We start from the raw sequence: 26,809 nt of genomic DNA on the forward strand, positions 1-26,809 counted from the left end.
CCTCACCGCGTACCCATCTCAGCCAGTAGCCCGGCACGGAGTTCGTGCCGGCGGTCGGCACGCTCGGCCACAGCCGGATCGTGGGTCACGACCAGCAGAGCGCAGCCGCGCTCGCGGGCACTGGCGTACAACAACTCCGCGACCGCGTCCTTGGCTTCGGGATCCAGCGCGCCTGTGGGCTCGTCGGCAAGAAGAACCTGCGGGTCGGTCATCAGGGCGCGGGCAACCGCGGTGCGCTGGCGTTCGCCCCCGGAGAGCTGACCGGTGGCAGTGGAGCTGGACGGAACACCCAGTTCGTTCAGTAGTTCAGCGGCTCGGCGGTAGGCGTCCCGGTGGCTTCCTCCGTCGAGCAGGACGGGCAGTGCGACGTTCTCCACGGGACTAAGCTCGGGAAGAAGCTCCCCGAACTGGAAGACCATTCCCATGGTTCGGCGCCGTGCCTGGGCGAGGCGTGCGGATCGCAGAGCGGTCAGCTCCTGCCCACCCGCCACGATGGTCCCGGAGTGAGGTCTGACCAGGCCCAGCAAGCACATCAGCAGGGTGGACTTGCCCGATCCACTGGGCCCGGTCACCGCCACGGACTCCCCGGGCTCGATGGTGAGATCCACGCGGTCCAGGAGAGTGCGGCCTCCGACCTGATAGCTCAGTCCGCACACGCGGAGTCCGACCGAATCGCTAGCTCTCACACAGCACCTGATCTCATTGCGTTGCACGGCTGACGGGGGCGCCGCACCCACCCCCATGGGGCGGATGCGGCGGGAGTACGGCTGACTACAGGTCAGGAGGTGTAATACCAGCCTGAACAGGCATCCGGAGCCCAGTCGCGGGACTCGCACGCCCTGATCTCCTTGATGGTCGCTCCGTCTGCGGAGTAGGCAGTGGTGCCGACCCCGCTGTGGTTCCACAGAGTCCGGTAGTCGGAGTCGCCCGAGCGGTAGTACTGCGCCTTCACCGGGTCGCCGTCCTCCTGAGTGTCCTTGACGGCCACCTTTCCGGAGTCGCTGGCCGCAGGGGACCAGGCGGTGGCGCCAGCCTCAGAGATCGTGACGGCAACGGCCGTACCCGTGGGGACCGCGAGCGCCAAACCGAGCATGGTGGTGGCCACGATTCTGGTTCTCTTCATACGTGTTTCTCCATATCCTTCGGGACCTCGGGTTAGCCGCACCCCAGAGTGACGCGAGTTCACCCTCAGTACATGACACGCCAAACACTCGTTCGATGGCAGCAGATCGTCAAGCGGTCGGCGTTCACATACGGAACTCGATTGGCTTCTTTGATCACTAAGCGTTCTGGTACATGTTCGGAGGTGGGCGCGTTGGCGGAACATCCCGCAGTCACGCCAATCGATCGTCACTCTGCGTATCATTGACCACATGTATGACATAGATCACATGGCTGTTCGTTCTTCTGCCGCTCTAGTGGACTTGGCCCACCCGGAGGGTCAAGTCCCCTGCCGTTGTGGGGTATTGCAAGGCTGAGTTGGTCTGCGGCCTGGGGGTAGATCTTGTCCATTCTGCCTTCGGGAAGGTATCGGCGGGGATGGTGCCTCTTGTCGTGGAGTAGCCGATCAACTGCCGGGCTTGTTGGTGGTGGCGAGTCGTTCGAAGGCGTCGAGGTTGGGTGCCTGCACGCCGCCACCTTCGAAGACCTCGTGGAGTTCAAGCAGAAGATGGGGGCCGCACCTTCGGGTCTCGCCTTCCCTCCGTACCAGTCGTCGAGGAACTGAGGCCGCACGGCTGACGATCGCGAAACCGAACGGATCGCCCGCCACGCGGACGCGGCGACGGTGGCGGCGACCGTGCGGACGCCCCGCCTGCTCGCCCAGCAGCGGCGCTGTTACGCCCGTTCCGAGCCGCTCCGAGTGGCGGTGCTCCTGGTCACAGACGGGTGGTGAACCGGCCGTCGGGCAGTTTCCGCAGCCAGCCGCGATCGACGAGTCTGACCAGCTTGCTGCGTAGCGGTTCCAGCTTCGCCCGCACGCCGACGTCCACCCCCACCACCTCGCCGACCTCGCGGGCCATAACTGGTCCAGCGGCCTGCCGCACGGCGTCGATGATGCGCTGGTAGTCCCACGGGAGCGAGTCAACCTCCACACCCGGTTCGCGGTGCGGGATCAGCATCACTGCTCGTCCGGCCACCTGCCCGGGCATCGGCCCGGCCGAAGCGCGTTCCTCGGCGAGCTGCCCAGTCATCCGTTCAAGGACACGTTCAGCGACGGCGAGTTCGTCCCGCTCGGCCCGCACTTCCGCAAGCTGTTTGGCCAGCTGTTCTTCGAGTTCGTCCAGTTCCGCGCGACGCGCGATGATCCGTTCCAGCAGCTCGGGATCCAGCATGGACCGGATCGTAGAAGGCCGCCCGGTCACGGCGAGCGGGAACCGACAAGCTGGCCCCTGGAGAGGGAGATGGCGGTCCTCGAACTGACACGGATGCGCCCAGCGTCGCTCGACTCAAAGCACGCGCTGGTAGCGGAGCTCAGTGAGCGTGATCCCGTCGTAGACGTCGTCCTGAGCCGCACCGTCAGCCTGGTAGCCGGCCCGCTCGTAGAAGCGCTGGGCTCGTTGGTTGTCACACAAAACCCACAAAGCTGATGCCTCAAAGCCCTGGCCCTTCATCTGAGCATGAGCCTCACCCAGGAGGATCCGGCCGATGCCCTGGCCGGTCAGATCCGGCGAGATGTACAGGGCGTAGACCTCACCGACCCGTCCCACACCGGGCATCTCACTTCGACACGGCCCGAAGCAGATCCACCCCACCGGGCCACGGTCACCGAGCGCCACAAGGTCTCGTGACTTTCGTCCGGGTTGAGAAAACCACTGCCGCCGTTGACCGACATCACCTTCCACCGTCATGGCATCCAAATACGTCTGGGGAACGATGCCGGCGTACGCCGCCTGCCATCCTCGGACTCGGATCGTCGAAACGGCCTCGATGTCGGCCGCATCCATCTCCCGCACGTGCACCATCGCGCCACCGTAATGGCGCAGGTACCACAGAACGAACTGCTTTACCCCGCTGTTGGTACCGCCCCTAACGAGAGCGGCTCCTGACGAACGATCTTCTCCGCGGACTGCCGCCCACGACCAGGGTGAGTCCCCCGAGCACGGGTCACACCAGCCCTTTGACCTGCGACTTCAAGTTGGCGGAGGCTCAGTGGCGTCCATCGTCATCCGGTGCGCACCTCGGTGGCGTCCACTCGGACAGCCCACCGAGTGGAACCCATCGGGTGGAGTCCACCGGGTGGAACCCACCGAGTGGGGGCGTGCGCGAAGCGCGGCCTCTTCGGAGGACCGCCCGGCGCGGACCATCGTGTCCTTGAGGATGGCGCCGGAGCGGGTCGAAAGGGTGCGCCCGGTGTGACGAAGGCCGTAGAGGCGGAACCCCGTCCCGGGAGACCGACGACCGCGCGAGCCCGACGCCGCTCCCGACCGAAGGAGGCGCACCGGAAGGCCGTGCCTCTCCGCCCTGCCCCTCGCCACGCAGCCGCAGGCTCAGCACGATGCCTGTCGCCGCCGGCAAACAGGTTCGAGGGCGGGCTTTTCTAGATCATCTGTGACAGCGTCAGCGACCAGCCGCGATATCCGAGGAATACGAGGAACCAGAACCGGCCCAAAGCACGGCTGCGTCAACGCCCTACCGTACTTTCGGCCGGTATGCGACGTGTGCTTCGGCTTTCTAGCCTTGGCGGCATGAACGCAGGGGAGCGGCCGACAGGATCAGGTGGAAGGATGCTCAACGTCTCGCTGGGCGTCGTGTTCGCCCTGGGCATCGTCTTCACGGCGTTCATGTTCATGAGCAGTTGGGGCGGCATCTCCTGGGTGTTCTGCTCCGCCGTCTCCATCGTCGTGAGCGGCATCGCACTGATTCGCGAGCGGCGCAAGTTACTGACCACGGTCGCGGGCCTGGTCGTGACGGCCGCCGCCATCACGGCGTCCCTCAAGGCCGGGGACGACCTGCCGCAAGAGCCCGCGCCCATCACTGCGCTCGCTCTGTCGGTTCTCGTCGGCTCCGCGATCAGGACGCTGCCGGCGGGACAGGCGGCTGGGATCGCTGTGGGCGGCGTCGTGGTGACCGCGGTCGTCTGGTCAGACGGGTGGAGCGGCGTGACGAGCGTGGCCACGATGGGGATGCTCGCCGCCCTGCTGACGGGGTTGCTGCTGCGCAGGCTCGACAACCGCGCGTTGGCCAGAGCCCTGACACAGCAGGAACCCTGGGCCAGCCCGTCGCAGTCCTAGCGGCGAGACGTGAACGCGATGAGCGCCGCTCGGCCCGCCGCCAGTACCGCGCAGCCGTCCGGCACACCACCCGCGGCCCCGCCGAACGGTGGGGATGTCTCCACGATCCAGCGCCGGGGCAGCACGATGAATGCAGGTCGCGATCACCTTGATGACAGGCGTATTGCCCGCAGTAAGGTCGCACTGCCGGCAGTGATGGCCTCCGCGCGCACACAGGCGGCTTGATTAGCAGACTGGCGCTTACCACAGCTCTCGGAGCCTGTTGAGATCGACGACGTCGTCAACGGGCGGCGCTTTGGCATCGATCGGCTTGTCGTGGAGCTGCTCGGCATCCGCCGCCACCTGCCCGGACGTCGCCACGCCCCGTCCCACGCCACTCTCGCCCGGCTCCTGGCCGCCCTCGACGGCGATGCCCTGGACGCCGCGATCGGCGCCTACCTCGCCGAACGCGGACCACCCCGGCGTCGGCGCCACCGGCCCGGTGCCGCGGCCGGCGATCGCGGTGGACGGCAAAGCGCTGTCCGGCTCCGCGCACCGGCAGCAGCGCCACCGGCACCTGCTGTCCGCCGTCACCCACGCCCCCACCGTCACCCTGGCCCAGCAGGAGGTGGGCGCCAAGACCAACGAGACGGCCGCCTTCCGCCCGCTGCTTCAACCACTCGATCTGACCGGCACCGTGGTCACCTTCGACGCCCTGCACACCGTCAAGGACCAGGTGCGCTGGCTGGTGCAGGAGAAGAAGGCCCACTACATCGCGGTGATCAAGGGAAACCAGCCGACCGCGTCGGCCCAGCTCAAAGCACTGCCCTGGGAACAGGTGCCCGTAGCGCACACCGTCTCCCAGACCGGGCACGGGCGGCGGGAGTCCCGCTCGGTCAAGACCATGGCCATCGCGGCGAACCTGGGCGGGATCGCCTTCCCCGAAGCGCGGCTGGCCCTGCGCATCCACCGGCGCCGCCAGGAGAGCGGCAAGCGGCAGACCCGGGAGACGGTCTACGCCGTCACCAGCCTCGATACCCACCAGGCCAGCCCCGCCGACCTGGGCGGATACGTGCGCGGGCACTGGGGAATCGAAAATTCCAGCCACCACGTCAGAGACGTGGTGTTCGCCGAGGACGCCTCCACCGTCCACACCGACAACGCGCCGCGGGCAATGGCCGCTCTGCGGAACCTGGCCATCGGCAGGCTGCGGCTGCTGGAGCCGACAACATCGCCAAGACCACCCGAGCGATCCGGGACGCACCCGAACACGCCATCTGGATCTGGGGCATCACCGACAGCCCGCTCCTACCGGGAACTTGAAGTCGCCCTGCGCACATACCGCTTCATGACTGCCATCAGTCCACAACATGCCACCCCGTGTCAGCGGCGAGCCCGACCCGCATGGGCCAGTCACCAGCAAAGACATCGCCCCTCTGGCCAACCCTCACTGACACGCTCCCACTGAGGCGCAGCCGCCAGATCGCACCTCGTCGGCGTCCGGTACAGAGGGTCGGCGCGACGCTCGCGGGGACGACGGCCGTGGTGACAAAGCGCTACGACTCCTGATTGCACGTTACGCGTCGACGCATCACTACGTGGGGATGTATGACCTCATGCGGCGAAACTTGAAGCGCTGGTTCGCTGGCCATACTCTCGCTCTCGCATGGGCAACAGGTGCCCTCGTCATCGGCTTCTTCATCATTTTCTACTGCCAGGGGCCCTGGTGGCTTGACGGTGACCGCCTGCGTGCGCTCGGCACATCGCAGCCAGCGGCACAGCATGCCGCGCTGGACCGCAACCGATCACAGATCCTGAAGATCGCAGCAGGAGCCGGCGCTTTCACAGCCCTTGTCTACACAGCACGCAAACACACCCTCGACCGCAGCTCGCATGCTCTCGATGAGCAGGCACAAATGACCGACCGCTACATCAAGGCCGTGGAGCAACTCGCCTCACCAGCCGCCGACGTGCGCCTCGGCGGGATTTACGCACTGGGCAGGATAACCACCGACTCGCCCGCAGATCGTCTGATGGTACGTGAGGTGCTCGCCGCCTACTTACGACACCACTCCCCCACGACCGAGCCTGACGAGAGCGCGCCACGCACGCCTAATCCCCACCACCGGCAGAGTGTCGACATCGGAGCCTCGCTGACCGTACTCGCACGGAGCACGGGCGAGCGCGGCGACTCCCGTCTCGATCTACGGCATAGTCACCTTGACGGCATTGAGATCATCGGGGGGAACGGCCTTAACCGCGCCAACATTGCCGTCTCCTGCCTCTACAGAATCAATTGGGTGAACCTGTCACTCAAGGAAACCAACTTTTACCGCTGTAACCTCGTCCGCGCAGGGATCCTCAGCTGCGACGTCAGCGGAGCGCACTTGGTGGAAGCCAACATGGAGCGGGCTCTGCTCTACGACAGCACCTTCGACGGCACCATCTTCCTCGGCGCGAATCTCACCGGAGCCAACCTCCTGAAGGCCGACCTCTCAGGCGCACTGCACTTGACCGCAGAGCAACTTTCAACCGCGGGGATCGGCCTCTCCACCAAGCTTCCCCTTCATCTCCAGGACGACGCGTGGGTGCAAGCGCGCCTGACCGAATGTGCCACCTGGGCACCACAGTGGGATTGGGACAGCCTGTTGCCTCCGCCCCCAGCGCCGACGGGGTCTGTCAAACGAGCGGTGTAACTGGGGTTGTTGAGGGTTATTGACGGGCTGCGGAGAGGCGGCCGTCGAAGGTGATGTCGAAGGCGTTCAGTGCGGTCTTCCAGCGCATGGTCCAGCGAGCCTGGCCCTTTCCGGTGGGATCGAGCGACATGATCGCCATGTAGACGCACTTCAACGCGGCCTGCTCGTTGGGGAAGTGACCGCGGGCTTTGACCGCCCGACGGATCCTGGCGTTGACGGACTCGATGGCGTTGGTCGTGCAGACGATCCGGCGGATCTCGGTGTCGAAGCGGAGGAACGGGGTGAACTCTTCCCACGCGTTCTCCCAGAGCCGCACGATCGCCGGATACTTCCGGCCCCAGGCGTCGGCGAACTCCGCGAACCGCTCCAGGGCGGCCTCCTCGGTCGGCGCTGTGTAGACGGGCTTGAGGAGCTTGGCGATCTTGTCCCAGTCCAGGCGGGCGGCATAGCGGAAGGAGTTCCGCAGCAGGTGCACCACGCAGGTCTGCACGATCGTCTTTGGCCAGATGTCGGCGTACGAGCTGAAGTGCAGAGTCGTGTACGGATGAACGTGCAGAGGTGTCAGGCGACTTCGATTTCGCGCTCGATGGCTTTGAGGCGGTTCTTCAGGCGGTAGCTCGGGCCGTTGATGGAGATCACTTCGCAGTGGTGCAGGAGGCGGTCGAGGATGGCGGTGGCGAGGACCTCGTCGCCGAAGACCTGGCCCCATTCGCTGAAGGTCTTGTTCGAGGTGAGGATGATCGAGCCCTTCTCGTAACGCTTGGAGATCACCTGGAAGACCAGGTTCGCCTCGGCTCGCTCGAGGGGCTGGTAGCCGACTTCGTCGACCACGAGAACGGTGGGCCGCAGGTAGGTGCCGAGTTTCCTGGCAAGCCGTCCGGTCTCCTCGGCGGCTTTGAGGTTGCGGACCATGTCGTCGAGGCTGGTGAAGTAGATCGAGTAGCCAGCCCGGCAGGCCGCGACCGCGAGAGCAACGGCGATATGCGTCTTGCCGACCCCGGGCGGCCCCAGCAGGGCCGCGTTCGCCTTGCCCTCGACGAAGGACAAGGTGGCCAGGTCCTTGACCTTGCGCGGGTCGAGGTCGGGCTGGAAGGAGAAGTCGTACTCGTCGAGCGTCTTGTGGTGCGGCAGCCGGGACAGCCGCAGACCTTGGCGGAAACGTCGGTCGTCACGGACGGCGAGTTCCTCGGAGAGGACCAGGTCGAGGAAGTCGAGGTAGCCCATCTTCGCCTCGTCGGCCCGCCGGGTGTACTCGTTGATGGTCTCCGCCAGGTGGGGCAGGCCGAGCTTGCCGGCCGTGGTGCGGATGCGGTTGCCGGTCAGCTCGCTCAAGACGACTCCTTCGTCGCTCGCCTGGTGGTGAAGGGCCGGGTCCCGGTCAGCTCGTCATAGACCGACAGCGGTCGGCGGCCGACTTCGATCTGGGTGGCCGCGGCCCGGTTCAGCAGGGCCTGCAGCGGCCCGGCCGCCTCGCCCGGGGGCGGTTGGTGCCGGGTCCGGGGCGGGACGTCACCTGTGGTGGTCCGGCGGCCCTTGCCGGTGGGCAGGCCGTCCCAGTGGCTCTCTTCGACGACACGCGTCCCGCGGCCGACCGCCCGCGGGTGCATCGCCAGCAGCGTTTGGCCGCTGCCGTCAGGAGCGGTCGAGTGGAGCATGACCTGCGACTTCGTGGCCCGGATCTCGACCAGCTGGCGGGGGCGGACTCGACGGGCGGGCACCGAGTAGAGGTTGCCACCGAAGGCGACCAGACAGTCTTTGCCGACCGGCCGCAGGTGCCGCTCGGCCACCAGATACGGCGTCGGCGGCAGTGGTTTGAGGGCCGCGTGGTCACGGGCCGCCCGCTCGCCGATGACCTCCCGGTGCGTCTTGTGGATCTGAGCTCGCCGCTGCGGCACCCAGGACAGGAAGGCGGCGTCCATCTCCTCGATGGAGGAGAAGGCCCGTCCGGACAGGACATGGTCGCGGACGATCAGCACCTGCCGTTCAACACGGCCCTTGCCGGTGGGCCGGTAGGCGGCCAGCACATCGATATCGAAGTCGTAGTGGCCGGCGAAGCCGACCGCCTCCGGATGCAGCGGAACGGCCTCACCAGGGGCGACGTGCCGGCGGACCACGGTCTTGGTGCGGTCGTAGACGATCGTCATCGGCACCCCGCCGAAGTGGGCAAACGCCCGGCAGTGGCAGTCGAAGAAGGTCTGAAGGTCCTGGCAGGTGGTGAAGCAGCAGAACGGATCACGCGAGTACGACAAGGTCATGTGGAACGAGTAGACCTTCGCGATGCCCACGTGGGCGAGGACCTTGCCCTCGTGTCGGGTAGGAGCGCCGCATTGCTGCGGCGCTCCCTCCTCAGAACCGGGCTAGCAGGTTTCCCCGCACCACGGCTCAAGCAAGCCCCGAGGGCGTCACGAGAGTGCAACTACTGCTGGTTTCCTGCGGTTTCGGGCCCGAAGGCCGCGATGGCAGGAGGCGTGCACAAGGCATGTTCGGTTCCCGTCCGACGTGTCGTGCCGTCCGTGCAGAGTGAGATAGTCGGCGGCTATCGCCCTCTTGACGACGTTCAACCACCATCGCTCCCATTCCTGAGGCGACTGCGGTGGCTGATCGGCGGTGAGAAGGTGCTCCCCGCAGAGCGGACAACGACCGTCCTGTTTGGCGAGCAGGCGCAAGTTGTAGTTGTCCAGCGGGGGTTTGACCTTTCGTCGCCGCTTGACCCAGTAGTCCGTCAGCTCGGGATCGTCGGGTGACGCCCCGCCTGCGATCAACTGGTGCCGAACGATGTTCGTCCAGGAGAACTTGAGCAGAATCGGGATCTCGCCGCGGTCGTTGAGCACGTTGGCGCGATCTCCGAACACCCACCGGTCGTTCCTGAACTTGTTGAACCTGCCGAAGTAGCGTCGAACGATCCACTTCTTCGACTTGTTGGGATGCATGCGTCTGGCCCACCGGTAGGTGAGCCACCACACGTAGTGATCCAGCGCCGTAAAGATCCTGCTGGACACCACCCCCCGGTAGTAGGCAGCCCAGCCCCGCACGATCGGGTTGAGCTTGGCGATGACAGCCGTCGCGTTCAAGCCGCGCAGACAGCGCACCTCGTCCGCGAGCCTCTTCCGGATGCGCCTGACCGCCTCCGCACTCGGTTTGATCAGCAGCTTGCCGCGTCGATAGCGGCGGACGTTGAACCCGAGAAAGTTGAAGCCCTCTTCGAGGTGGACGATGCGCGTCTTGTCCTCGTTGAAGACCAGCCCCCGAGGCGCCAGCCACTCCGCAAGCTGTGCCTTGACCTGCTCGGCCTGCTGCCTGGAATGACAGCAGGCGACCATGTCGTCGGCGTATCTCACCAAGATCGGAGAGCCCGCCACCACATCCCCGGCGTGAGTGCCGGTCATGAGATAGCGGACCCCTGCGGCCTCCTCCAGCCCGTGGAGGGCCACGTTCATCAACAGCGGGCTGATCACGCCGCCTTGAGGAGAGCCCTCCTCGGTCGGCGTGAACTGCCCTTTGTCGACCACTCCGGCCTTCAGCCATCGCTCGATCAGATCTCTGGCCGGGAACGAACCGAGCGAGTCGAGTAGCCGAGCGTGGCCGATCTTGTCGAACGCAGCGGACAGATCAGCATCCAGGATCCACAACCGGCGGGCGCGTGGCCCGCTGAGCGTGGAGAACAGGGAGCCGATCGCGTCGGCGCAGCTTCGCCCGGGGCGGAACCCGTAGGAACGGGGCTCGAACCGGGCTTCCCACTCGGGCTCCAGTGCGCTGCGGACCCGTGCCTGATGACAGCGGTCCAAGATCACGGGAATGCCGAGCGGTCTCTGCTTTCCATTGGCCTTCGGAATGTACACACGGCGCACGGGCATGGGGTCCCAGGACGAACGCGTGCGGTGCACCCGCACCGCGACCGCCGCCCTGGCCTCGGGGGACAAAGCTGTCTCCCCGTCGATCCCGGCCGTCCGGCGCCCAGCGTTGCGCTGAGTGACCTGCCGCACGCTGACCAGCGTGTTCGACCAGGACCTCAGCATCAGTTTCTGCAAGGATCGGACCTGGGCCCAGTCCTCTTCTCGTGTCGCCTTGAAGATCCTTCGCCGCAGCCTCACTACGTTCTCCTCGTGAGTCCGCCAGACAATGGCGTCCCAGTCGAGAACGTCCTCGGGTCCGTTCACCACGATGGTGTCCAACATGTCCCTCGGTTCGAGAGGCGCTCGGCCTCGGCGTTCAAAGGCTCACCAGCCCACGTCAGCGCCCTTTCGGGCCCGGTCGCCTGACCGGCATCCGGCCGGTTCCCCGTGACAGCCGCCTGGAGAGGCAGTCGTGGTGTCACGAGTCCCGTTGCCTTTCGGCAGCCGACATCCGCTTCTTGGGCATCCTGTCCCGCCGAGGGCTTCCGCCCCTCTTGCGATCGGCCTACCGAGCCAGATGGCCCGGACCCCGACGGGGTTTCCACGTTCCGCGCATACGAGACGCGACCGGGGAGGGCGCCCCCTAAACCCCGGGACCAGCGGTGTTCTTGCGACCGACGGGGCAGGCTTCGGTCGCCGCTCGCCGCCTCTTCCAGCGGCCAGGTCCTATCGCCCGGTGTTCTTTCCGTCTCTCCGGGCTTGTCGATGACGAGGCATCACAGGGGGTTCACTCGCGTTCGCCCGTCCGGCCTTCTCCTTGCCCGGTTGCTCCCCCTGACGGATCGGGGGCCCTTGGGCGTCTTCCCTGAGCTTCGCACCCTCAGCGGGCAGGACCCGCGAGCGCACGTCAGGGCGGAGATAGGTCTCGAACACTGACCAAGAACTACGCAACCGGCATGACCGGCCTCCAATCTGCGAGTTCACTCATATGCGCGACTTCGTGTCGCACCGCCCCAGTCGACCTGGGCCTGGGCGCCCGGGATGACCTCGAACCGGCGGTGCATCCCCGCCAGTTCCTTGGGCGTGATGCCGAGTTCCTCGGCGATTCTGGGCCGGGCCGTCTGAACGTAGAGCTTGGTCCGCTGGTAGTTGCCGGTGAACCCGTACTCCGTGGCCAGCCGCTCGTGGATGACGGCGGCCTTCATCAGGATCTCCGCCCGAAGCATCGAGTCGATCAGCGGCGCGAACTCGTCGATCACCCTCGCCCGGGACCGCCCGCTCGATGACCTGCGTGGAGGTGACACGGGCCCGTCGGCGGACAAGTACTTGCTGACCGTCCGCCAGTTGAGTCCGGTCTCTTTGGCGACCTCCGACAAGCTCATGGCACCAGACTCGACCAGCCCGCGAAAACGCCGCAATTCCAGCCAGCGTTGCGGATCCAGGACCACGGACCACCCCTCTCTGCAACCTCAGCAACAGGCAGCAGAGTGCCGAGCATCGTCCCTCAACACATCAAGAACCCTGCACGTTCATCCGTACGCGGCTATGTACGTTCACGTGTACGCCGACACCAGACCGTCTCGACCGCCTCGGGCAGGCCCTTGAGCCCGTCGCAGACCAGCATCAGCACGTCGTTCACGCCGCGGTTCTTGATCTCGGTGAGGATGTGCATCCAGTGCTTGGCGCCCTCACCGCCGTCGCCGGCCCACAGCCCGAGGATCTCCCGCCGGCCCTCAACGGTGACGGCCAGGGCCACGTAGATGGGACGGTTGGCGACGGCGCCGTCGCCGTCGCGGATCTTCACGTGGATCGCGTCGATGAAGACCACCGGATAGACGGCTATCTCTCGCGCTACTGCCTGGAAGGATCCGACGGCCGAACGATCCTCAATTACGCCCAGTGGACCAACAGCGACGCCCACCGGGCCTTCGCTGCCAACCCCCAGAACCAGCAGACCCTCGGCAACGCGATCCAGAGCATGTTCACAGCCGGCCCGCCCGGCCGCTATACGCTCCATCGCTCCATCGCCCTGCGCGAGGCCGCCGTTCGATACTTCACCACGGCGTCCTACGACACGGAAGATTCTGCAACCGCCCGTGAACTCGCCGACACGTTGGCCGCTCAAAGCACCGCCGCCGCACCATCCGAGCTGGTCGCTGAGCACTTCCACATCAGCGAGGACGGCCAGCCGAGGCTCCGTCCTCGGGCAGCGGGAGGTAGCCCAGCTCGTCGATGATCAGGAGCTTGGGGCCGGCGAAGAAGTTCATGCAGGTCTTCCACCGGCCCTCGAGGGCGGCCTTGTGGCACTTGGCCGCCAGTTCGGCAGCGGTGGTGAAGTAGACGCGGTGTCCGGCTTCGACCGCGGCCCGGCCGAGGGCGACGGACAGCATGGTCTTGCCGACCCCGGGCGGCCCGACGAACAGGACGTTGGAGGCGTCGTCGAGGAAGCGCAAGGTGGCCAGGTCCCGGATGAGTTTCTCGTCGACGCCCGGCTGGGCGGCGAAATCGAAGTCGTTGAGGGTCCAGGGCTCGGGCAGGCAGGCGAAACGCAGCCGGGCGGCGAGCCGGCGGGCCTCGGTGGCCTCGACCTCGATCTCCAGCAGTCGTTCCAGTGCCGCGGTCAGCGACATCCGTTCGGTGCGGGCCTGGTCCAGGACCCGGTTCAACGCCTCGGCGGCATCGTTGAGTTTGAGGTAGGACAGATGGCCTCGCAGCTGCTGGAAGCGGCGTGCTTCGCTCATCTGCATGGGCGACGTACTCACTCCGGGTTCTCCTCCTTCGGCTGGGGAACACTCCGCAGCCGGTCGGCCACGGCGGCATAGTGGGACAGGTCGATCACGACCCGCTCGGCCGGATCACCGACCAGAGACGGCCCGCGCAGGCGCTCGGCTTCCGCGAGCGCGGCATCCGACAGCGGCTTGCGGACCTTGCTCTTGCAGGGGGCCCGGTCGGAGAACGACGCCAGTACTGCTCGCTCCAGAGCAATGACGTGGCCGTCGTCCCGGACGGTCTGGCCGGCGCCCCGCGGGGCCCGGCGGTGCTGAGCGATCACCGCCCGGCCAGCGGTGGCGATCCGCAGGTCGTTCTCGCCCAGGCGGTGCAGCACCTTGACCTGGACCCCGGGCAGGCCCGGCGGGACGGAGTAGAAGTTGCCGTCGAACTGGACCAGGCTCTGCGGGGTGACCGTCCGTTCGACCTCCAGCTCCGCGGGGAAGGGCCGCACCGGGATGTCCAACAAGGCCTCAGCTGCGGCGAGTTCGCCGACTGTGGTGGCCACTCCGTCGATGCGGCGGCGCCGCTCGTCCATCCGGACGGCGAGTTTGTCGACGCCAGACTGGGCCTGGATGACGGTGAGCCCGTCGGGGACCGTGCGCCACCAGCGTTGCGCGGCGGAGTGGTTGGCCTTCTCCACAACGCCCTTGCGGTTGCCGCGGCGGGGCGGGCAGATATCCACCCCGGCCCCGTAGTACTTCGCGACCGCGGCGAACGCGGCGGTCACCTGCCCGCTGGAGGGGTAACAGACCGTTGCCATCCGGTCGAACCGCCATCGCCGCGCGGTCCCGCCCAGTCTGCGCATCACCTCGTCCAGAGCCTGGACGAGGTGGGGGAAGTCCTCCGACTCCGAGAGCACCGCACGCCACCGGCCCGAATGCGCAAGTGCCCCGACCAGGAGATGCGCGTGCTCACCCACTCCCCACCCCTGCGGAGGGTCCGGCAGTTCCAGCCAGTCGAACTGGATCTCCTCGCCCGGCGGATGCGCGATCATCGCAACGTTGCGGCCGGTGGAGGCGTGACAGGGTTCGCAGTGCGGGCGGACCTGATAGCGGCGAAGGGCCCGGGTGAACGTCGAGTACGCACCCTGATAGCCGAGCGCGGTCACCTCGTCGAACAGCGTCGAGGCCCACAAGTGGGGGTCGTCCGCGAGTCGTTGGCGGCAATAGGGCAGGAACGGCACGAAGGCGTCCGGTGCCTGCCGCCGCTGCCCGGGGGTTCGCTCACCGCTCAGATAGGCGCGGATCGTCTTGCGGTCGCGGCCCAGGTGCCGTGCGATCGCCGAGATCGTCCATCCCTGGCGACGCAGAGCGTGAGCGTCCACGTCTTCCTCCCGTGTGAGCATTCAGGCCCCCGAGCAGGCCGAACTCATGGCTCCGGCAGGCTCTCCACGACACACCCAAGCCAGCTCGACACGCCGGGCAAGATCACGCGAAAAGACCCAGCAAGGTCACACGAAGGGCGGGGAGATCAGCAGAGCGGGTTTGCCCCATGCCGCGAACACGAGCCCCAATGTGGTTCGTCAAGGAAATCGGGCTGCGTCGCAATGGGCTGCCGGGCAGCATGGCGGGGTGTCTGATCTGCTGTGGGCTGACGTTGCGTACTTCTTCGACCCTGACCTGATGGGTGCGCTGCCGGACGTGCGTGTCCCGGATGCCTCAGTCGAGGACTGGCAGGCACTCCTCGGCCTTGTCGCTGAACGCGGCTGGAAGTACCAGTACTCCGAGGGCGAGATCGTGCTGCCAGTGCCCCCAGCGCAGACAGTGTTCTCCCGTCCAGCCGACGCCGAGTGCCCCGAGCTGCGGGTCTGGCCGTCAACCGATGTACTGGCGATCTTCCGTTTCCATGCAGCCGAGGAGATCGACTTCGATGTGGACCTTCGAGAGCTTCAGGGCCAGGAGCGACTCGACGTCTTCTGCCGTTTCCTGCGCGACATCGGTCGACGGTTGGACAAGCCAGTACTGATGGATCCAGAGGGCGATTACGGCCATCCAGTACTCGGGTTCGATGTTGAAGCCGATCGCGTCGTACTCCTAGCTGAACCGCCCGTTATGTGACCGCCTGCCGCATAGGCCGGGATGCTGCAGCCACGCACGCAACGCTCTGTTACATGGGGAAGTAAAACGAGCAGGTCTGGCGAAAGCCTGAGCACAGGGTGGGGAGATTCAGATATCGCCATCAATGCCGCCAGCGCATTGTCAGTGGTGGCCGCGATCCTGCTCGCGCGATGGTGCCTGACGGGTCGAAGGAACAGGCCGCACACTGCTGCCGTAACCGAGCAACGCCTGCCGACGGACGCGCCACGCGCTCAGGGGGCGGTGCAGGAGGCCGAAGACCTCCTGCACGGCTAGGGCGTGTTGCGAAAGTGCTGACCGTGTCGCACAACGATGTCTGATTTCCGCGAGCAAGATGCGCCTTTGCTGATCATGCTGGCGCCATGACGATGTCATCCACTACAGACTCAGTGACAGTCCTCACCGGCATGTATGCGGCTGAAGCCGAGTACCTGGCGGCCGGAGGCCCTGGCGAGGCTTCGTTCAACTTGCTCGCCCCCTTCTTCGCGTCGAATGTCGAGCTGCACCAGGCGGATGCTCTGCCATACGGAGGTACTTGGCGTGGGCACAAAGGAATGACGCAGTTCTTCCTCACGATGGGACAGGTGTGGGAGACGTTCGACATGGTGGAGCAGGAGTTTCTGTCCACCGGTGAGACTGCGGTCGTGCTCACTCAGGTCCGTGCTCGCGCTCGTGCGACCGGCCGTGAACTCAGCTTCCCAATCCTGCAAACGATCAAGGTCAAGGACGGGCAGATCACCGAGGTCCGTCCGTTCTACTGGGACACTCAGGCTATCGCCGACGCCTGTGCCGGGTCCGCGCCGACGGACTGAGACCGACTGCAAATCCGCTGGTCACAGCCACTCGTTGAGGACTGCGACCAATACAGTCGCCTCATAGCGGACGGCAAGTTTGTCGTACCTTGTCGCCACGGCACGTTGGCGCTTGAGACGGTTGATCCCGCACTCGACGGCATGCCGCTGCTTGTAGTCGGTCTTGTCGAACTTCGGCGGCCGGCCGCCCCGGGAGCCGAGCTTCTGGCGGTTTCGGACCCGGTCCGAGGGCACTGGGATCGTCGCCTTGATCCCGCGTCTGCGCAGGTAGGCTCGGTTGCTACGGGAGTCGTACGCCTTATCGGCACGCACTCGGTCCGGGCGCTTGCGCGGCCGCCCGAGGCCCAGCCGGGGGACCCGGATCGCTTCCAGGACCGACTCGAACTGCGGGGAATCACCCCGCTGACCGCCCGTGATCACCACCGCCAGCGGCTTCTGCCCCTGCTCGACTGCCAGGTGGATCTTGCTGGTCAGCCCGCCGCGGGACCGACCGAGACCGTGGTCGGCCGGCTCGACGGCAATGCCGCCGGGCGGCTCCTTCTTTCGCCGCCCCGGCGGCGTGCTGGTGGGCCCGGCAGACCGTGGAGTCGACGTTCACCTCCCAGGTGATCAGGCCCTTCGCGTCCGCCTCGGCCTGGAGCTGGGTGACGATCAGGGCCCAGGTACCATCGCGCTGCCAGCGCCGGAACAGGTCATAGACCCGGTCCCACGGGCCGTAGCGCTCGGGCACATCCCGCCACGGAGCACCAGTACGGGTCCGCCACCGTATGCCGTCTATCAGCTGCCGCCGCGTCCACACCCGTGGACGACCCGGCTTGACACCCTTCGGCAACAACGGCTCCAGCCGGGCCCACTGGCCATTCGTCAGATCACCACGCCCCACAAGAAGTGATCATTCACGACCAAGATCTACTTTCGCAACAGACCCTAGGGGGCGCCAGCTCCGTCCCCTCTACCTGTCCGAGCGCCATGACCATCAGCCCTGAGCCGGTCTCGCAGGGCACGGCCGACCCGGGGCACCGGTAGGTGCTGAGGGCCTGGCGAGGGGTTCGCGGCAGTCGATGTCGGCGTCGACGCCGACGATCTGCAGGAGGCGCATCACGGCCTCGGTCGGTGTGGCCAGGCGTAACAGCCGCACGTCTCGGTGGGGCTGCGGTGGGCGGCGACGTGGCCGCGTCTCCTGCTTGCAGCACGACTTCCCCGTACCTGGCTGGCCAGCCGGGCCTGGCCAACCTGGAATGGCAGACCGCTGCGGCGGCGTGGAAGCAGAAGCGGGGCGGGCGGCCACCCGGGTAGGGGGCCGCCCGCGCGCTGTCACAAGCTGAGGTAGAAGCGCACGGTCGTGCCGTCGTCGCTGGTGTATATGCGCACCAGGTCGGCGACGTAGTGGACCAGCATCAGGCCCCGGCCACCCAGCTGGCCGGGCTCCGGCGGGCGGCGGCCGGCCAGCGGATCGGTCAGCAGGCCCGCATCGCGGACCTCACACACCAACTGCCCCTGCTCGGCCCAGATGGCGAGTGTCCCGCGGCCTCCGCCGTGGACCACGCTGTTGGTCGTCAGCTCCGCGACCGCCAGCTCCAAATCCATCAGCCGCTCCCCGGTCATGCCCAGCCGCGTCGCCTGAGCGAGAGCGAACTGGCGGGCCGCCGGAAGGTCTTCACCAGCGTAGGAGAAGGCCGCGGCGTCCGGTGCGGGAGCCAGTGCCTGGTTGTACCGGTCGACGACCGCCTGCCAGTCGTAGGCGTCGCTGACCGATTCACGTCCCTGCCCGCTGATGAGGGTCGGGTGGGTGATCTTCGCGTCAGCGATCACCTGCGGGTCCAGCCGTACCTCGTCGTAGGGGCACAGGATCGTCACCGGCCGGCCTTCGAACGCGGCGTTGATCAGCGCCTCGTGCTGTGCGCACGCCGGGTATTCGATCGCGCTGCGTCCGGCCCAGATCGGCTCGCCGATGATCCGCACACGCCCCTTCGGGTGGGCGTCGGCGAATCCGCGCAGCACCTTGGGGATGATCCGGCCCGGGTTGCGGCCGGCCTCGGTCATGTCCAGGAACAGGATGCCCTCGGCGTCCCCGCCCAGGCCTGTCTTGATCAGTTCCAGGTTGGGGCCGGGTACCGCCACGGCCATCGGCTCGCCGCCCGCCAGGCCCTCACGCAGGAAGGCCGTCGTCTGCCGCGTGTACTCCTGCTCGGTGCGGTAGAAGAGGGCGGGGTGCACGAACGCCTCGCGGGTGGTCACCGTGCTCGTCACAGAGCCACCTCGATCCGGTCCAGGCCCGGCCAGAACATCTCCAGAACCCGCGGCAGCTGCGGCGGGGGATTCTCGACCACAAACCTGCCGTCGGGCAGGTTCATGGCGGTGACCGCCAGCGCGGTCACCCCGGCCACGTCGACGAACGCCACATCCGACAGCTCCACATACGACACACCCGCGTGCCGCCCAGCCAGCTCGGACAGGGCCTGCTCCCACGACGGACGCGTGAGGACGCTGATCTCACCGCGGGCACGTATCCCGGAACGACCCGGCAACGGGCTCACCTCCAACGCAGCCCTCCCGGGCACCGGGGCGGGCCCGCCCACCACATGTGGGGCATCCACGCTCAGACTCCTTCACATCAAGCCGCCTGCCGACCCTCCCGGCACGGACAGAGGAAAAGCTCCGCCGACGGGGCAGTGTATCCAGGCGCCAGACACGCTGGTTCTGCAAATGGGAGCTCGCGCAACAGTCAGGCGCACCTTGGCGCGGTTCGGGCTCGAGGGCTGGAAGGCCGCGCGGCGGCACGGGCATCGATGCCGCGGTCACTCACCCCGCGCGTATCTACGCGCTCCCAAGGCTCGGCGTCTGCGCGGGAATGCCCTGCAAGCAGGTGGTGACTCGTCCCCCGTGGGGTTGGGAAGCAAGCCCCCCGCGGGTGTCCTCCGGAAGCTGCCGGGGGACTCACGCGTAGTGACGGGCTGGAATCGGATGGATGCTGACAGGGAACCGGGGCAGGCGTGTGAGAGTGCCCCTGTCCGCTGCCTTTCTCGGTGATTGCCTTGGCCTCATCCGTCCCTCCCCGTCCTCAGCCCACGGCGTCGGCCGATGAGCTGATGGAAGAGCTGGAACGGTTACGGGCGCAGAACCGGCAGCTGCAGCAGGCCCTCGCCTCGCACGCCGTCGTCGACCAGGCCATCGGCGTCCTGACCGTCCTGGGACAGATACCCCCGTGCGACGGCTTCACGGTGCTGCGGGAGGTCTCCCAGCACACCAACATCAAGCTGACCCAGGTCGCTGAACAGGTCCTCAAACACAATCAGGGCGCGGCGCTGCCCGATGTCCTTCTCGGAGAACTGCACGCAGCGCTGGCCCGCCACGCCGCCTCACGCTCTGTCTGACTGGGGGCGGCCCGCGTCGTCTACAGGGGCGGGCGTCCGGCGATGGCGCCGCCGGCATCGTCCAGGAGGGCGATGCGGGCGGTGATGCGCTTGCCGACCGGCTCCCGCTGCGCTTCGAAGCCCTGGGCGACGGCCATGACGATCTCCAGACCGTGCTGGCCCACCCGGCCCGCGTCGGCGGCCCTCGCCACCGGCAGCACCGGATCGCCGTCCCACACCACCACCTCGACCGCGTCGCCGACGATGCGCAGGTCCATCAGCACCGGGCCCGGCGCATACTTGCGGGCGTTGGTGACCAGTTCGCTGACCACCAGCTGGGTCAGGTCCACGGCCCGCTGCGAGACCGGCAGGCCGTACTCGGCCTGCACACGGGTGAGGAAGCCGACGGCGAAGTGGCGGGCACGGGCGATGGACGTACCGTCGCCTTCCAGGGCCACCGTGGTCTGTATGGCCTGCTCATCCGGTACCGCGCTGTCCTCACCCACCGGGGCCGGTTCCATCGCGGCTCGCTTCTCCTACCCCGTTCACACCCCCGCGCGTACCCGCGCATGCGTGGTACACGCTTTACGCCTTCGATAGGAAGGCATTACCCGGGCTGTGCAGGGCAGCACTGCTGGGTGAAGGTTCTGGTGTGCCAGTATCACCCACATGGCTGAGGGAGAGATGGCGGACACCGGACAAGCCGCGCAGCCGGCCCGGCTGTCGGTCGTCTCCACCGCCACCGACGGCATCCGCGTGCTGACCCTGGCAGGAGAGATCGACCATGACACCGGCCAGGCGCTCCGCCAGGCCCTGGACGCCTCCGGCGCTCCCCGCCCCCGCATCGTGGTCGACCTGAGCCGGGTCACCTTCATGGACTCCACCGGCATCAACATCTTCGTCGCCGCCCACCGCACTCTCACCGACGCCGGCGGCTGGATACGTCTGGCCGCACCCGGCGAATCCGTGATGCGCACCCTGCAGATCGTCGGCGTCGACGCCGTCATCGACTGCCGCGAAACCCTCCCCCAAGCACTCAGCGACTGACCGATCCCCCTACCGGCCATGCAGCTGACCGATCGGCTCAGTGCTGATGGTGGTCGCGTTTGGACAGGTAGAGGGGACTGAGCTGGCGCCAGTAGCCGTGCACGAGGTCTTCGGCCTCCTGCACCGCCCGCTGAGCGCATGGCGCGTCCGTCACCAGGCGTTGCTCGGCCTGAGCCGCGGTGGAGCCCGTGCGCCGGACGTCCCTCAGCGCCGTCCAGCGGGATACCGCAGCAGTGCGGGGCCTGCTCCTTCGGCCCGTCAGGCACCAGCGCGCGAGCAGTATCGCGGCCACCACTGACAATGCGCTGGCGGCATAGACCTCATGACCGGCCACTGGCTCCTCCTGCCGGACACCCGTACAGACCGTGCCGGGTTCATGTGCCCCGGTATCGCATCGTCAACGTCACCGCTGGGCTAAGAAACCCTCACATGCCATCGCCGTGTGGCGGTGGGGTCGCCACTCAGGCGGGCAGGGGCACGCTCGCCGGTCCTGCTCGACCCGGCCCGGTACGCCGTTAAGGGGCAGCATGGTCGGGGGTTCCCCTCGCGCCCGACCACGGGCTGACCAAGACCGGTCCGGTCATCGGTCACCCGGGCGGCCGATGGCCCTGGGTGGGAGGCATGGTGCGTGACGTGGACGCTGCCGGAGCCGATGCTGGCCACCCCCGTGCCTGATCCTGCTCTGCAGCCGGGGTGGGCCGGCGAGCCGAAGTGGGACGGGTTCAGGGCCCTGCTCTCCGTGGACGCGGGCCAGGTGGTGCTGCGCTCCAGGCGCGGCACTCAGATGCTCCCGGCGTTTCCGGAGATTGGGGCCGGGGTCGTGCAGCTGCCGGACGCGACCGCGTTGGATGGCGAGTTGGTCGTATGGGATGCCGCAGGCCGCCTCGCCTTCGAGCAGCTGCAAAACCGGCTTCAGCGGCGCGGTGCCGGGGCGGCCCGGGCGGCGCAGGGGTGGCCGGCCCACTTCGTCGCGTTCGATCTGCTGCGCCTGTCCGGGACGGACACGACCTCCTGGCCGTATCGGCGGCGCAGGGCCGCGCTGGAGTCCGTGTTCGCCGCCCGCCGGCTCATCGCGCCGTGGGTGCTGTGTCCGTCGACCACCGAGACCGACGTCGTGCGCGAGTGGCTGACATGGGCGTCGGTCGGGATGGAAGGGGTGGTCTTCAAGAGACTGGACGACGCCTACCGCCCGTCGGCGAGGGGCTGGCAGAAATACAAGACCCGCGAGACGAGCGAGGCGATCGTCGGCGCGATCACCGGTTCCCTGGATGCTCCCCGCACGCTGCTGCTCGGCAGATACGACACCGAAGGACGCTTTCAGTACGTCGGCCGCACCACCACTCTCGCCCAAGCGGCAGGTGCGGCGGTCGCCGGCCTGCTCGCTCGAGGGCGGCGCGGGCATCCGTGGACAGGCTGGTCGTTCTCCGCCGGGTGGGGGAGCCAGGAGAAGCTGAACGTCACGCTGGTGGAACCCGAGCTGGTGGTGGAAGCCGGCGTCGACGTCGCCCGCGACGCCTCCGGCCGATGGCGGCATCCCGCACGCTGGCACCGTGCCCGCCCTGACCTCTCCCCCGCCGACGTCCCCCGCCTGACGTCACCGCCGCACTGACGGCGGCCCGGCGCGGCGGCCCGCCGACGCGCAACCGGCTGAGCGCGCCCCGATCCCCGGCTGCGTCCGCGCCGCCCATCCCGCCCTCCCTCATCCTCAACTCCAGCCAGGGCATGGTCGAAGGGGTCGCAACGGGGATGTCCGCAGCCCGACCACGCCGAACACCCGTGGTGGCCTGGACGGACTTCGAGGCGCTGTGGAGGCCGGCGCAACACCTACCGCAACACTCAGCCGCAACACCGGGCGCAACCTCTACCGCAACACCCAGCGCAACACCGGGCCTTATGAGGCAAAGAGGCGGCTGGGCGGGCTGGTCACCGTGTCGCGCACGACCAGGTCCAGGACGTCGCGACAGATTGACCCTTCACAGGATCTGTCGGTCACCCGGTGGACACAGATGGTTCACCACGTAGGCAGGGGAAACCCGGCAGAGGCGCCACCGGATGCGCACAGCGCCAGTCGGCGGCGGCGCAGGGCCACCCCGCTGGAGGAACCTCGTGAACAGCGAACCGACCATCCCATCCTGCGAGTCGCGCTTCCCCGCAGTCACGGCGAGCATCGCGGCCGCCCGGCACTGGGTCCGCGACTGTGTGGAAGGCTTCGATGGCCCGCTGCGCCGACACTCGATCATCCAGACCGCCGAACTGCTCGTCTCCGAACTGATCACCAACGCCATCCGCCACGGCGCCGGCCCGCCCCTGATCCGGCTCACCTGGAACGGTCGGCTGCTGCGCATCTCGGTCAGCGATGACAGCGACCGCTGGCCGCGCATGCGTGCCACCAAGAACATGGAGCCCGGCGGCTTCGGCATGCAGCTCTTGGACCGACTCGCGCAACGCTGGGGCGTCACCCCACGCCACCCGGGCAAAACGGTCTGGGCCGATCTGAGTTTCGTCCCTTGAGGTGCGAGGGAGGCAGGGGGCGAGTTCACCGTCCCTAAACGCTCGTCCGCGACCGACTCAAACGCCTTCAGTCCCGGACCGACACCCTCGACGGTTTCATAGCTCGCACTGGCCTGACCCTCGACGTCCAGCTTCCCCCTGACGAGCCAGTCAGTAGCTGTCCGCTGAGGTGGGCTGGCTGTCGATCACGTCGGCGGCTGTGGCGTGGACAGGCAGGAGTGAGTCGACGCCGGTCATGCTGAGCATGCGCATGAGGCGGTCGGGGACAGCGGCGAGGCTGAGCGAGCCGCCCGCTGCCTGGGCCGCGTGCCAGATCCCGATGATCGCGCTGAGACCGGCAGAGTCGCAGAAGCCGACCTGTGCCAGGTCCAGGGCCAGGCGCGGGTGTCCTTGTTCGATGATTTCCAGGGTCCCGGAGCGCAGGGTGGGCGCGGTCTGCACATCCATATCTCCGACGATCGTGGCGATGGCGAGGCCGGGCTGGGGGTAGTGAACGGTCAGGTGAAATGTGTGAGTCACGTCGGTCATCGCTCCTAGCCGAAGTGTTCGGGCGCGGCGGTGGTGTGGGCGGTGGCGGCGACGCCGGTGTCAGGCGCGGTTTCGAAGTCAGGTACGGACAGGACCAGCAGGGCCACGTCGTCGCCGACTCCGTCGGGCAGTGAGGCCAGCAACGTGACGGTTTCTTCGACCAGGGCGGCGGCGGTCACGGGCCCTGTGCGCTGGTGGAGGAAGCCGGTCAGGCCGTCCTCGCCGAGCATGGCGCCCTGGGCAGTGTGGGCTTCGGTCAGCCCGTCGGTGTAGAGGAACAGGCCCTCTCCGCGGGCCAGGGAGAAGGTGCTCTGGGCGAAGTGTGCCTCGGGGAAGGCTCCGATGAGCATGCCGCCCTTGGGACGTACCGACTTGACCCATACCGCGTCGCTGTCTTCGGGGCGCAAGTGGTAGGCCGGTGGGTGGCCGCCGGTGGCCACTGTGACGCTGAAGCCACCGTCCTCGCGGGGCGTCAGGAGGCCGAAGATGGCGGTGCAAAAGCGGCTTCCGGCGGTGACGTCGGTGAGCAGGGCGGTATTGAGCGTGCTCAGGACGGTGACCGGTTCCGGGTCGATCTGGGCCGCGACGCGCAGGGTATGGCGGGCCAGGGCGGTGACGGTCGCCGCCTCGGGGCCCTTGCCGCACACGTCACCGAGGAAGAACGCCCACCGGCTGCCGTCGACGGGGAAGAGGTCGTAGAAGTCGCCGCCCACATCGTGTACGGAGGCGGTGTGATAGTGGCAGGCCAGCTCCAGGCCGGGCACCACGGGAAGCGCCGGGGGCAGCAGGGTTCGCTGGAGAGTGGAGGCGAACGCGGCGATGGCGGTCTTGTCCTTCTCCGCCTGTTCCCGCGCCTCCCGTTCCACCTCCCGCCGCTTCTGCTCGTTGCGTAGTGCGCGCAGCGCCGAGAGCCGCAGCTCCATCTCGTCCAGCACGATCGCCGCGAGATCGGCCAGAGTGGCGGTGTCGTCCTCGCTGATGGAGCGCGGTTTGGTGTCGAGGACGTTGACCGTGCCCAGCCGGTGGCCGTCGGAGGTGATGATCGGTGCGGCGGCGTAGAAGCGCACCCCCATCTCTCCGGCGACCAGCGGATTGTCTGCCGCCACGGGATCACGAAGAGTGTCGGGAATGACCAGCGCGTCGTCGCGCAGAATCGCCGAGCCGCACAGGCCCGGATCGCGGCCGATCTCCTTGACGCCCTCCAGACCGTGTGCGGCCTTGAACCAAATGCGGTCGCTGTCCACGATCGTGACCGTGGCCACAGGGACATCGAAGAGGCGGGCGGCCATCGCCGCCACCCGGTCGAACGCGCCGTCGGGCGGAGTGTCGAGGATGTCGTAGCGGCGTACCGCAGCCATACGGGCCGCTTCCACCCCCGGGTCCGGGACCAGCCCGGGCCGCCGCCCGGGCACCGGGGCTGCCGCCGCAGCGTGCTGGGTCATCGGCTTTCCTCTCCGTCGATGGGCCGCCGCGCGGCACGAACCGACGCAGCCTAGATGGAGTACACGTCCGAACGCCAAGGCGGGCGGCGGTGTACGAGGTGCCCTCTCGCGCCGCGAGGTCGCGGACGGCGCCCCTGGGCGTGCTTGTCGGTGTTCATGGACCGGTCGCTCTCCCGGCGGCCGACCCCACGCATCGGCCGCCTGGTCCACGCTCACCCCCCTCACGGGCCGTACAGGTGAGGACGGGCAGCCAAGGCGGGTACCGCAGCCGACTCGGGGACGACTACGGCACCGCCCGCGCGGCCCGAAGAACACGCCCGGGGACCCGGCGCAGAGGTGAACGTCGTGGAGGAACTGGATTCAGTGCCCGCAAGAGCAGTGGAGAAACCAGGGAAATCGACCGTGTGTTCTCGCATTCGCCGGGCACGAGGAGCGACGGAGGTTGATAACTATGGTTCCCCTGCTTCTCGTTCTTCTGCTGGCTCTGATCCTCTTCGGCGCGGGCTTCGCGCTGAAGGCACTGTGGTGGATCGCCGTCATCGTGCTGATCGTCTGGCTGCTCGGCTTCGTCATGCGCTCCGCGGGCACGGGCGGCCGCAAGGGACGCTGGTATCGCTGGTAACCCGCCAAACAACAGCATGCCTGGGGCCCCGGATACACCCGGGGCCCCAGGCATGTCGGGATCAGGACATCTCTCCGGACAAACGGTGTAACTGCCACCTTCCCGGGAACCGGGCCTCATAGCTGGGGCCCGGTGAGCAGTGGAACCTGCGCCTCCAAACCACCGGACCCCAGCCATCCCCACATCGCCCCCCGCGCCGCGATGCTCTACACCTCTCCCCCAGCCCCCAGCACGACGTACCGCACCGGCTGCAGGCCCGCGTGATCGTGTCGTAGACCCGGCGGCGCAGCAGCTGCGAGATCCAGGTGCTGCCGGCCTTCTGCTCGGGCACGTCCTGGTCGTGCTCCTGGTTCTCGCAGCGTGCTGGTCGTCGGCTCCGGCGGGGTGACCGGCTCGATCTCCTTCTTGCGGCGGCCCCGGCTGCGACGCGCGCCGCTCATGCTCAAGCGCCAGTAGTCCTCGGCTTCCTCGAGGAGCAGCACCCGCTGTCCGCTGTGTGCCCAGGCCGCCGCGATCCCGCCGACCAGGTAGTAGAGGTTGCCCGAGCGCTCCGCCAGGAACCGCAGGACGTGCGGTGCGTGCGGCGTATCGCCGGTCGCCGCGCGCAGGGCTTCGGTGTACTTGGCCCCGCTCCGGCTCGCCCGGCGGGCGGTCTGTGCGGCGGTGGACTGGTTCTTCGGCATGACGTACTCCTTGGCCGGTCCGGGCCACGCCCCCGACACCGGCTCGTACGACTGCCGTGGACACGACGGAACGCAGAACGGGAAGGAGCGGGCCCCGCAGGACCTTGACCCCCGCGTCCGGCGGCGTGGCTCCGGAAGCGGGCGGTGATCGGCAGTACGCACTAGCCGGGCAGGATGCTAACCGGCGTAGCCGCACCGGCCGAAGCCACAAGCCGGCGTTTCCC

29 protein-coding genes and 4 pseudogenes are annotated in these 26,809 nt (G+C 67.7%); 11 read left to right on the forward strand and 22 right to left on the reverse strand.

Features of this window, described 5'->3' with window-relative positions:
* Positions 1-2 precede the first annotated feature (2 nt).
* From QQS16_RS00190 to QQS16_RS00210, 5 genes and pseudogenes are all read right to left on the reverse strand, one after another.
* Positions 3-617, reverse strand: coding sequence for an ABC transporter ATP-binding protein (locus QQS16_RS00190; RefSeq protein ID WP_451500922.1), 615 nt, complete (start codon positions 615-617; stop codon positions 3-5).
* Positions 618-778: 161 nt separating this feature from the next.
* Positions 779-1,123, reverse strand: a complete 345-nt coding sequence (locus QQS16_RS00195) for a hypothetical protein (protein ID WP_286059399.1) — start codon at positions 1,121-1,123, stop codon at positions 779-781.
* Between the two features lie 754 nt (positions 1,124-1,877).
* Positions 1,878-2,333, reverse strand: coding sequence for a hypothetical protein (locus QQS16_RS00200; RefSeq protein WP_286059400.1), 456 nt, complete (start codon positions 2,331-2,333; stop codon positions 1,878-1,880).
* A gap of 114 nt (positions 2,334-2,447) precedes the next feature.
* Positions 2,448-2,963: a GNAT family N-acetyltransferase gene (locus tag QQS16_RS00205; protein WP_286059401.1), complete on the reverse strand. Its 516-nt coding sequence runs from the start codon at positions 2,961-2,963 to the stop codon at positions 2,448-2,450.
* Positions 2,964-3,266: 303 nt separating this feature from the next.
* Positions 3,267-3,463 (reverse strand): annotated as a pseudogene (locus tag QQS16_RS00210) (tyrosine-type recombinase/integrase); the annotation flags it as partial.
* A 262-nt stretch (positions 3,464-3,725) separates the two neighbouring features.
* Between QQS16_RS00210 and QQS16_RS00215 the strand changes: the two are divergent.
* Positions 3,726-4,232 carry a metal transporter gene (locus QQS16_RS00215; RefSeq protein ID WP_286059402.1) on the forward strand — a complete coding sequence of 169 codons (507 nt, stop codon included), beginning with the start codon at positions 3,726-3,728 and terminating at the stop codon, positions 4,230-4,232.
* A 240-nt stretch (positions 4,233-4,472) separates the two neighbouring features.
* Here the strand turns inward: QQS16_RS00215 and QQS16_RS00220 are convergent, their stop codons facing one another.
* A complete protein-coding gene (locus tag QQS16_RS00220; protein ID WP_286059404.1) occupies positions 4,473-4,745 on the reverse strand; it encodes a hypothetical protein in 273 nt (90 codons plus the stop codon).
* On the opposite strand from QQS16_RS00220, the gene QQS16_RS00225 reads away from it, so the two are divergent.
* Together QQS16_RS00225 and QQS16_RS00230 are read left to right on the forward strand one after the other, a co-directional pair.
* Entirely contained in the window at positions 4,735-5,679 is a 945-nt protein-coding gene (locus QQS16_RS00225; protein WP_286059405.1) for an ISAs1 family transposase, read from the forward strand. The two genes, QQS16_RS00220 and QQS16_RS00225, sit on opposite strands and share 11 nt — an antisense overlap.
* Before the next feature lie 136 nt (positions 5,680-5,815).
* Positions 5,816-6,907, forward strand: coding sequence for a pentapeptide repeat-containing protein (locus tag QQS16_RS00230; protein WP_286059406.1), 1,092 nt, complete (start codon positions 5,816-5,818; stop codon positions 6,905-6,907).
* Positions 6,908-6,923: 16 nt separating this feature from the next.
* Here the strand turns inward: QQS16_RS00230 and QQS16_RS00235 are convergent.
* The 8 genes and pseudogenes from QQS16_RS00235 to QQS16_RS00270 form a co-directional block, all read right to left on the reverse strand.
* Positions 6,924-7,415: pseudogene (locus QQS16_RS00235) on the reverse strand (transposase); the annotation flags it as partial.
* A gap of 53 nt (positions 7,416-7,468) precedes the next feature.
* Entirely contained in the window at positions 7,469-8,239 is a 771-nt protein-coding gene (gene istB, locus QQS16_RS00240) for an IS21-like element helper ATPase IstB (protein WP_286059408.1), read from the reverse strand.
* Complete coding sequence (locus QQS16_RS00245; protein WP_502963737.1) at positions 8,236-9,192, reverse strand: Mu transposase domain-containing protein; 957 nt, start codon at positions 9,190-9,192, stop codon at positions 8,236-8,238. Before QQS16_RS00245 ends, istB begins: the two co-directional genes overlap by 4 nt.
* Before the next feature lie 117 nt (positions 9,193-9,309).
* Entirely contained in the window at positions 9,310-11,082 is a 1,773-nt protein-coding gene (ltrA, locus tag QQS16_RS00250) for a group II intron reverse transcriptase/maturase (RefSeq protein WP_286059410.1), read from the reverse strand.
* Between the two features lie 638 nt (positions 11,083-11,720).
* Complete coding sequence (locus tag QQS16_RS00255; protein WP_502963738.1) at positions 11,721-12,122, reverse strand: hypothetical protein; 402 nt, start codon at positions 12,120-12,122, stop codon at positions 11,721-11,723.
* A gap of 188 nt (positions 12,123-12,310) precedes the next feature.
* Positions 12,311-12,640 (reverse strand): annotated as a pseudogene (locus QQS16_RS00260) (transposase); the annotation flags it as partial.
* A 271-nt stretch (positions 12,641-12,911) separates the two neighbouring features.
* Positions 12,912-13,502: an ATP-binding protein gene (locus QQS16_RS00265; RefSeq protein WP_286059411.1), complete on the reverse strand. Its 591-nt coding sequence runs from the start codon at positions 13,500-13,502 to the stop codon at positions 12,912-12,914.
* Positions 13,499-14,836 carry a Mu transposase domain-containing protein gene (locus QQS16_RS00270; RefSeq protein WP_286059412.1) on the reverse strand — a complete coding sequence of 446 codons (1,338 nt, stop codon included), beginning with the start codon at positions 14,834-14,836 and terminating at the stop codon, positions 13,499-13,501. The genes QQS16_RS00265 and QQS16_RS00270 overlap by 4 nt, the downstream gene beginning before the upstream one ends.
* A 247-nt stretch (positions 14,837-15,083) precedes the next feature.
* Between QQS16_RS00270 and QQS16_RS00275 the strand changes: the two genes are divergently transcribed.
* Positions 15,084-15,569, forward strand: a complete 486-nt coding sequence (locus QQS16_RS00275; RefSeq protein ID WP_286059413.1) for a hypothetical protein — start codon at positions 15,084-15,086, stop codon at positions 15,567-15,569.
* Between the two features lie 380 nt (positions 15,570-15,949).
* Positions 15,950-16,399: a nuclear transport factor 2 family protein gene (locus QQS16_RS00280; protein ID WP_286059414.1), complete on the forward strand. Its 450-nt coding sequence runs from the start codon at positions 15,950-15,952 to the stop codon at positions 16,397-16,399.
* Positions 16,400-16,420: 21 nt separating this feature from the next.
* Here the strand turns inward: QQS16_RS00280 and QQS16_RS00285 are convergent.
* From QQS16_RS00285 to QQS16_RS00295, 3 genes are all read right to left on the reverse strand, one after another.
* Positions 16,421-17,282, reverse strand: a protein-coding gene (locus tag QQS16_RS00285; protein ID WP_286059415.1) for an IS5 family transposase whose coding sequence is annotated in 2 segments (ribosomal slippage) — positions 16,421-16,927 and positions 16,929-17,282 — 861 coding nt in all. Because the reading frame shifts where the segments join, the coding sequence is not laid out codon by codon here.
* Positions 17,283-17,713: 431 nt separating this feature from the next.
* Positions 17,714-18,649, reverse strand: coding sequence for an anti-sigma factor RsbA family regulatory protein (locus QQS16_RS00290; protein ID WP_286059416.1), 936 nt, complete (start codon positions 18,647-18,649; stop codon positions 17,714-17,716).
* Positions 18,646-18,936: an STAS domain-containing protein gene (locus QQS16_RS00295; RefSeq protein WP_286059481.1), complete on the reverse strand. Its 291-nt coding sequence runs from the start codon at positions 18,934-18,936 to the stop codon at positions 18,646-18,648. Before QQS16_RS00295 ends, QQS16_RS00290 begins: the two co-directional genes overlap by 4 nt.
* Before the next feature lie 552 nt (positions 18,937-19,488).
* Here QQS16_RS00295 and QQS16_RS00300 point away from each other — a divergent pair.
* Positions 19,489-19,773, forward strand: coding sequence for an ANTAR domain-containing protein (locus QQS16_RS00300; protein WP_286059417.1), 285 nt, complete (start codon positions 19,489-19,491; stop codon positions 19,771-19,773).
* Between the two features lie 20 nt (positions 19,774-19,793).
* Here QQS16_RS00300 and QQS16_RS00305 read toward each other — a convergent pair whose 3' ends face one another.
* A complete protein-coding gene (locus QQS16_RS00305) occupies positions 19,794-20,273 on the reverse strand; it encodes an ATP-binding protein (protein WP_286059418.1) in 480 nt (159 codons plus the stop codon).
* Between the two features lie 148 nt (positions 20,274-20,421).
* On the opposite strand from QQS16_RS00305, the gene QQS16_RS00310 reads away from it, so the two are divergent.
* Positions 20,422-20,799, forward strand: coding sequence for an STAS domain-containing protein (locus QQS16_RS00310; RefSeq protein ID WP_286059420.1), 378 nt, complete (start codon positions 20,422-20,424; stop codon positions 20,797-20,799).
* A 37-nt stretch (positions 20,800-20,836) separates the two neighbouring features.
* Here the strand turns inward: QQS16_RS00310 and QQS16_RS00315 are convergent, their stop codons facing one another.
* Entirely contained in the window at positions 20,837-21,133 is a 297-nt protein-coding gene (locus tag QQS16_RS00315) for a hypothetical protein (RefSeq protein ID WP_286059421.1), read from the reverse strand.
* A gap of 294 nt (positions 21,134-21,427) precedes the next feature.
* On the opposite strand from QQS16_RS00315, the gene QQS16_RS00320 reads away from it, so the two are divergent.
* The 3 genes and pseudogenes from QQS16_RS00320 to QQS16_RS43765 all read left to right on the forward strand — a co-directional run.
* Positions 21,428-22,408, forward strand: coding sequence for an ATP-dependent DNA ligase (locus tag QQS16_RS00320; RefSeq protein ID WP_286059422.1), 981 nt, complete (start codon positions 21,428-21,430; stop codon positions 22,406-22,408).
* Between the two features lie 497 nt (positions 22,409-22,905).
* Complete coding sequence (locus QQS16_RS00325; RefSeq protein ID WP_286059423.1) at positions 22,906-23,310, forward strand: ATP-binding protein; 405 nt, start codon at positions 22,906-22,908, stop codon at positions 23,308-23,310.
* Positions 23,311-23,351: 41 nt separating this feature from the next.
* Positions 23,352-23,450, forward strand: a pseudogene (locus QQS16_RS43765) (transposase); the annotation flags it as partial.
* A gap of 10 nt (positions 23,451-23,460) precedes the next feature.
* Here the strand turns inward: QQS16_RS43765 and QQS16_RS00330 are convergent.
* Both QQS16_RS00330 and QQS16_RS00335 read right to left on the reverse strand, forming a co-directional pair.
* On the reverse strand, positions 23,461-23,838 hold the full coding sequence (locus tag QQS16_RS00330; RefSeq protein WP_286059424.1) for an STAS domain-containing protein: 378 nt from the start codon (positions 23,836-23,838) through the stop codon (positions 23,461-23,463).
* A gap of 5 nt (positions 23,839-23,843) precedes the next feature.
* Positions 23,844-25,280: a PP2C family protein-serine/threonine phosphatase gene (locus QQS16_RS00335; RefSeq protein WP_286059426.1), complete on the reverse strand. Its 1,437-nt coding sequence runs from the start codon at positions 25,278-25,280 to the stop codon at positions 23,844-23,846.
* Positions 25,281-25,731: 451 nt separating this feature from the next.
* Between QQS16_RS00335 and QQS16_RS00340 the strand changes: the two genes are divergently transcribed.
* Positions 25,732-25,902, forward strand: coding sequence for a hydrophobic protein (locus QQS16_RS00340; RefSeq protein WP_286059427.1), 171 nt, complete (start codon positions 25,732-25,734; stop codon positions 25,900-25,902).
* Between the two features lie 206 nt (positions 25,903-26,108).
* Here QQS16_RS00340 and QQS16_RS00345 read toward each other — a convergent pair whose 3' ends face one another.
* On the reverse strand, positions 26,109-26,585 hold the full coding sequence (locus tag QQS16_RS00345; RefSeq protein WP_286059429.1) for a hypothetical protein: 477 nt from the start codon (positions 26,583-26,585) through the stop codon (positions 26,109-26,111).
* Positions 26,586-26,809 lie beyond the last annotated feature (224 nt).

It is taken from the genome of Streptomyces sp. ALI-76-A (assembly GCF_030287445.1).
GTDB lineage: Bacteria > Actinomycetota > Actinomycetes > Streptomycetales > Streptomycetaceae > Streptomyces.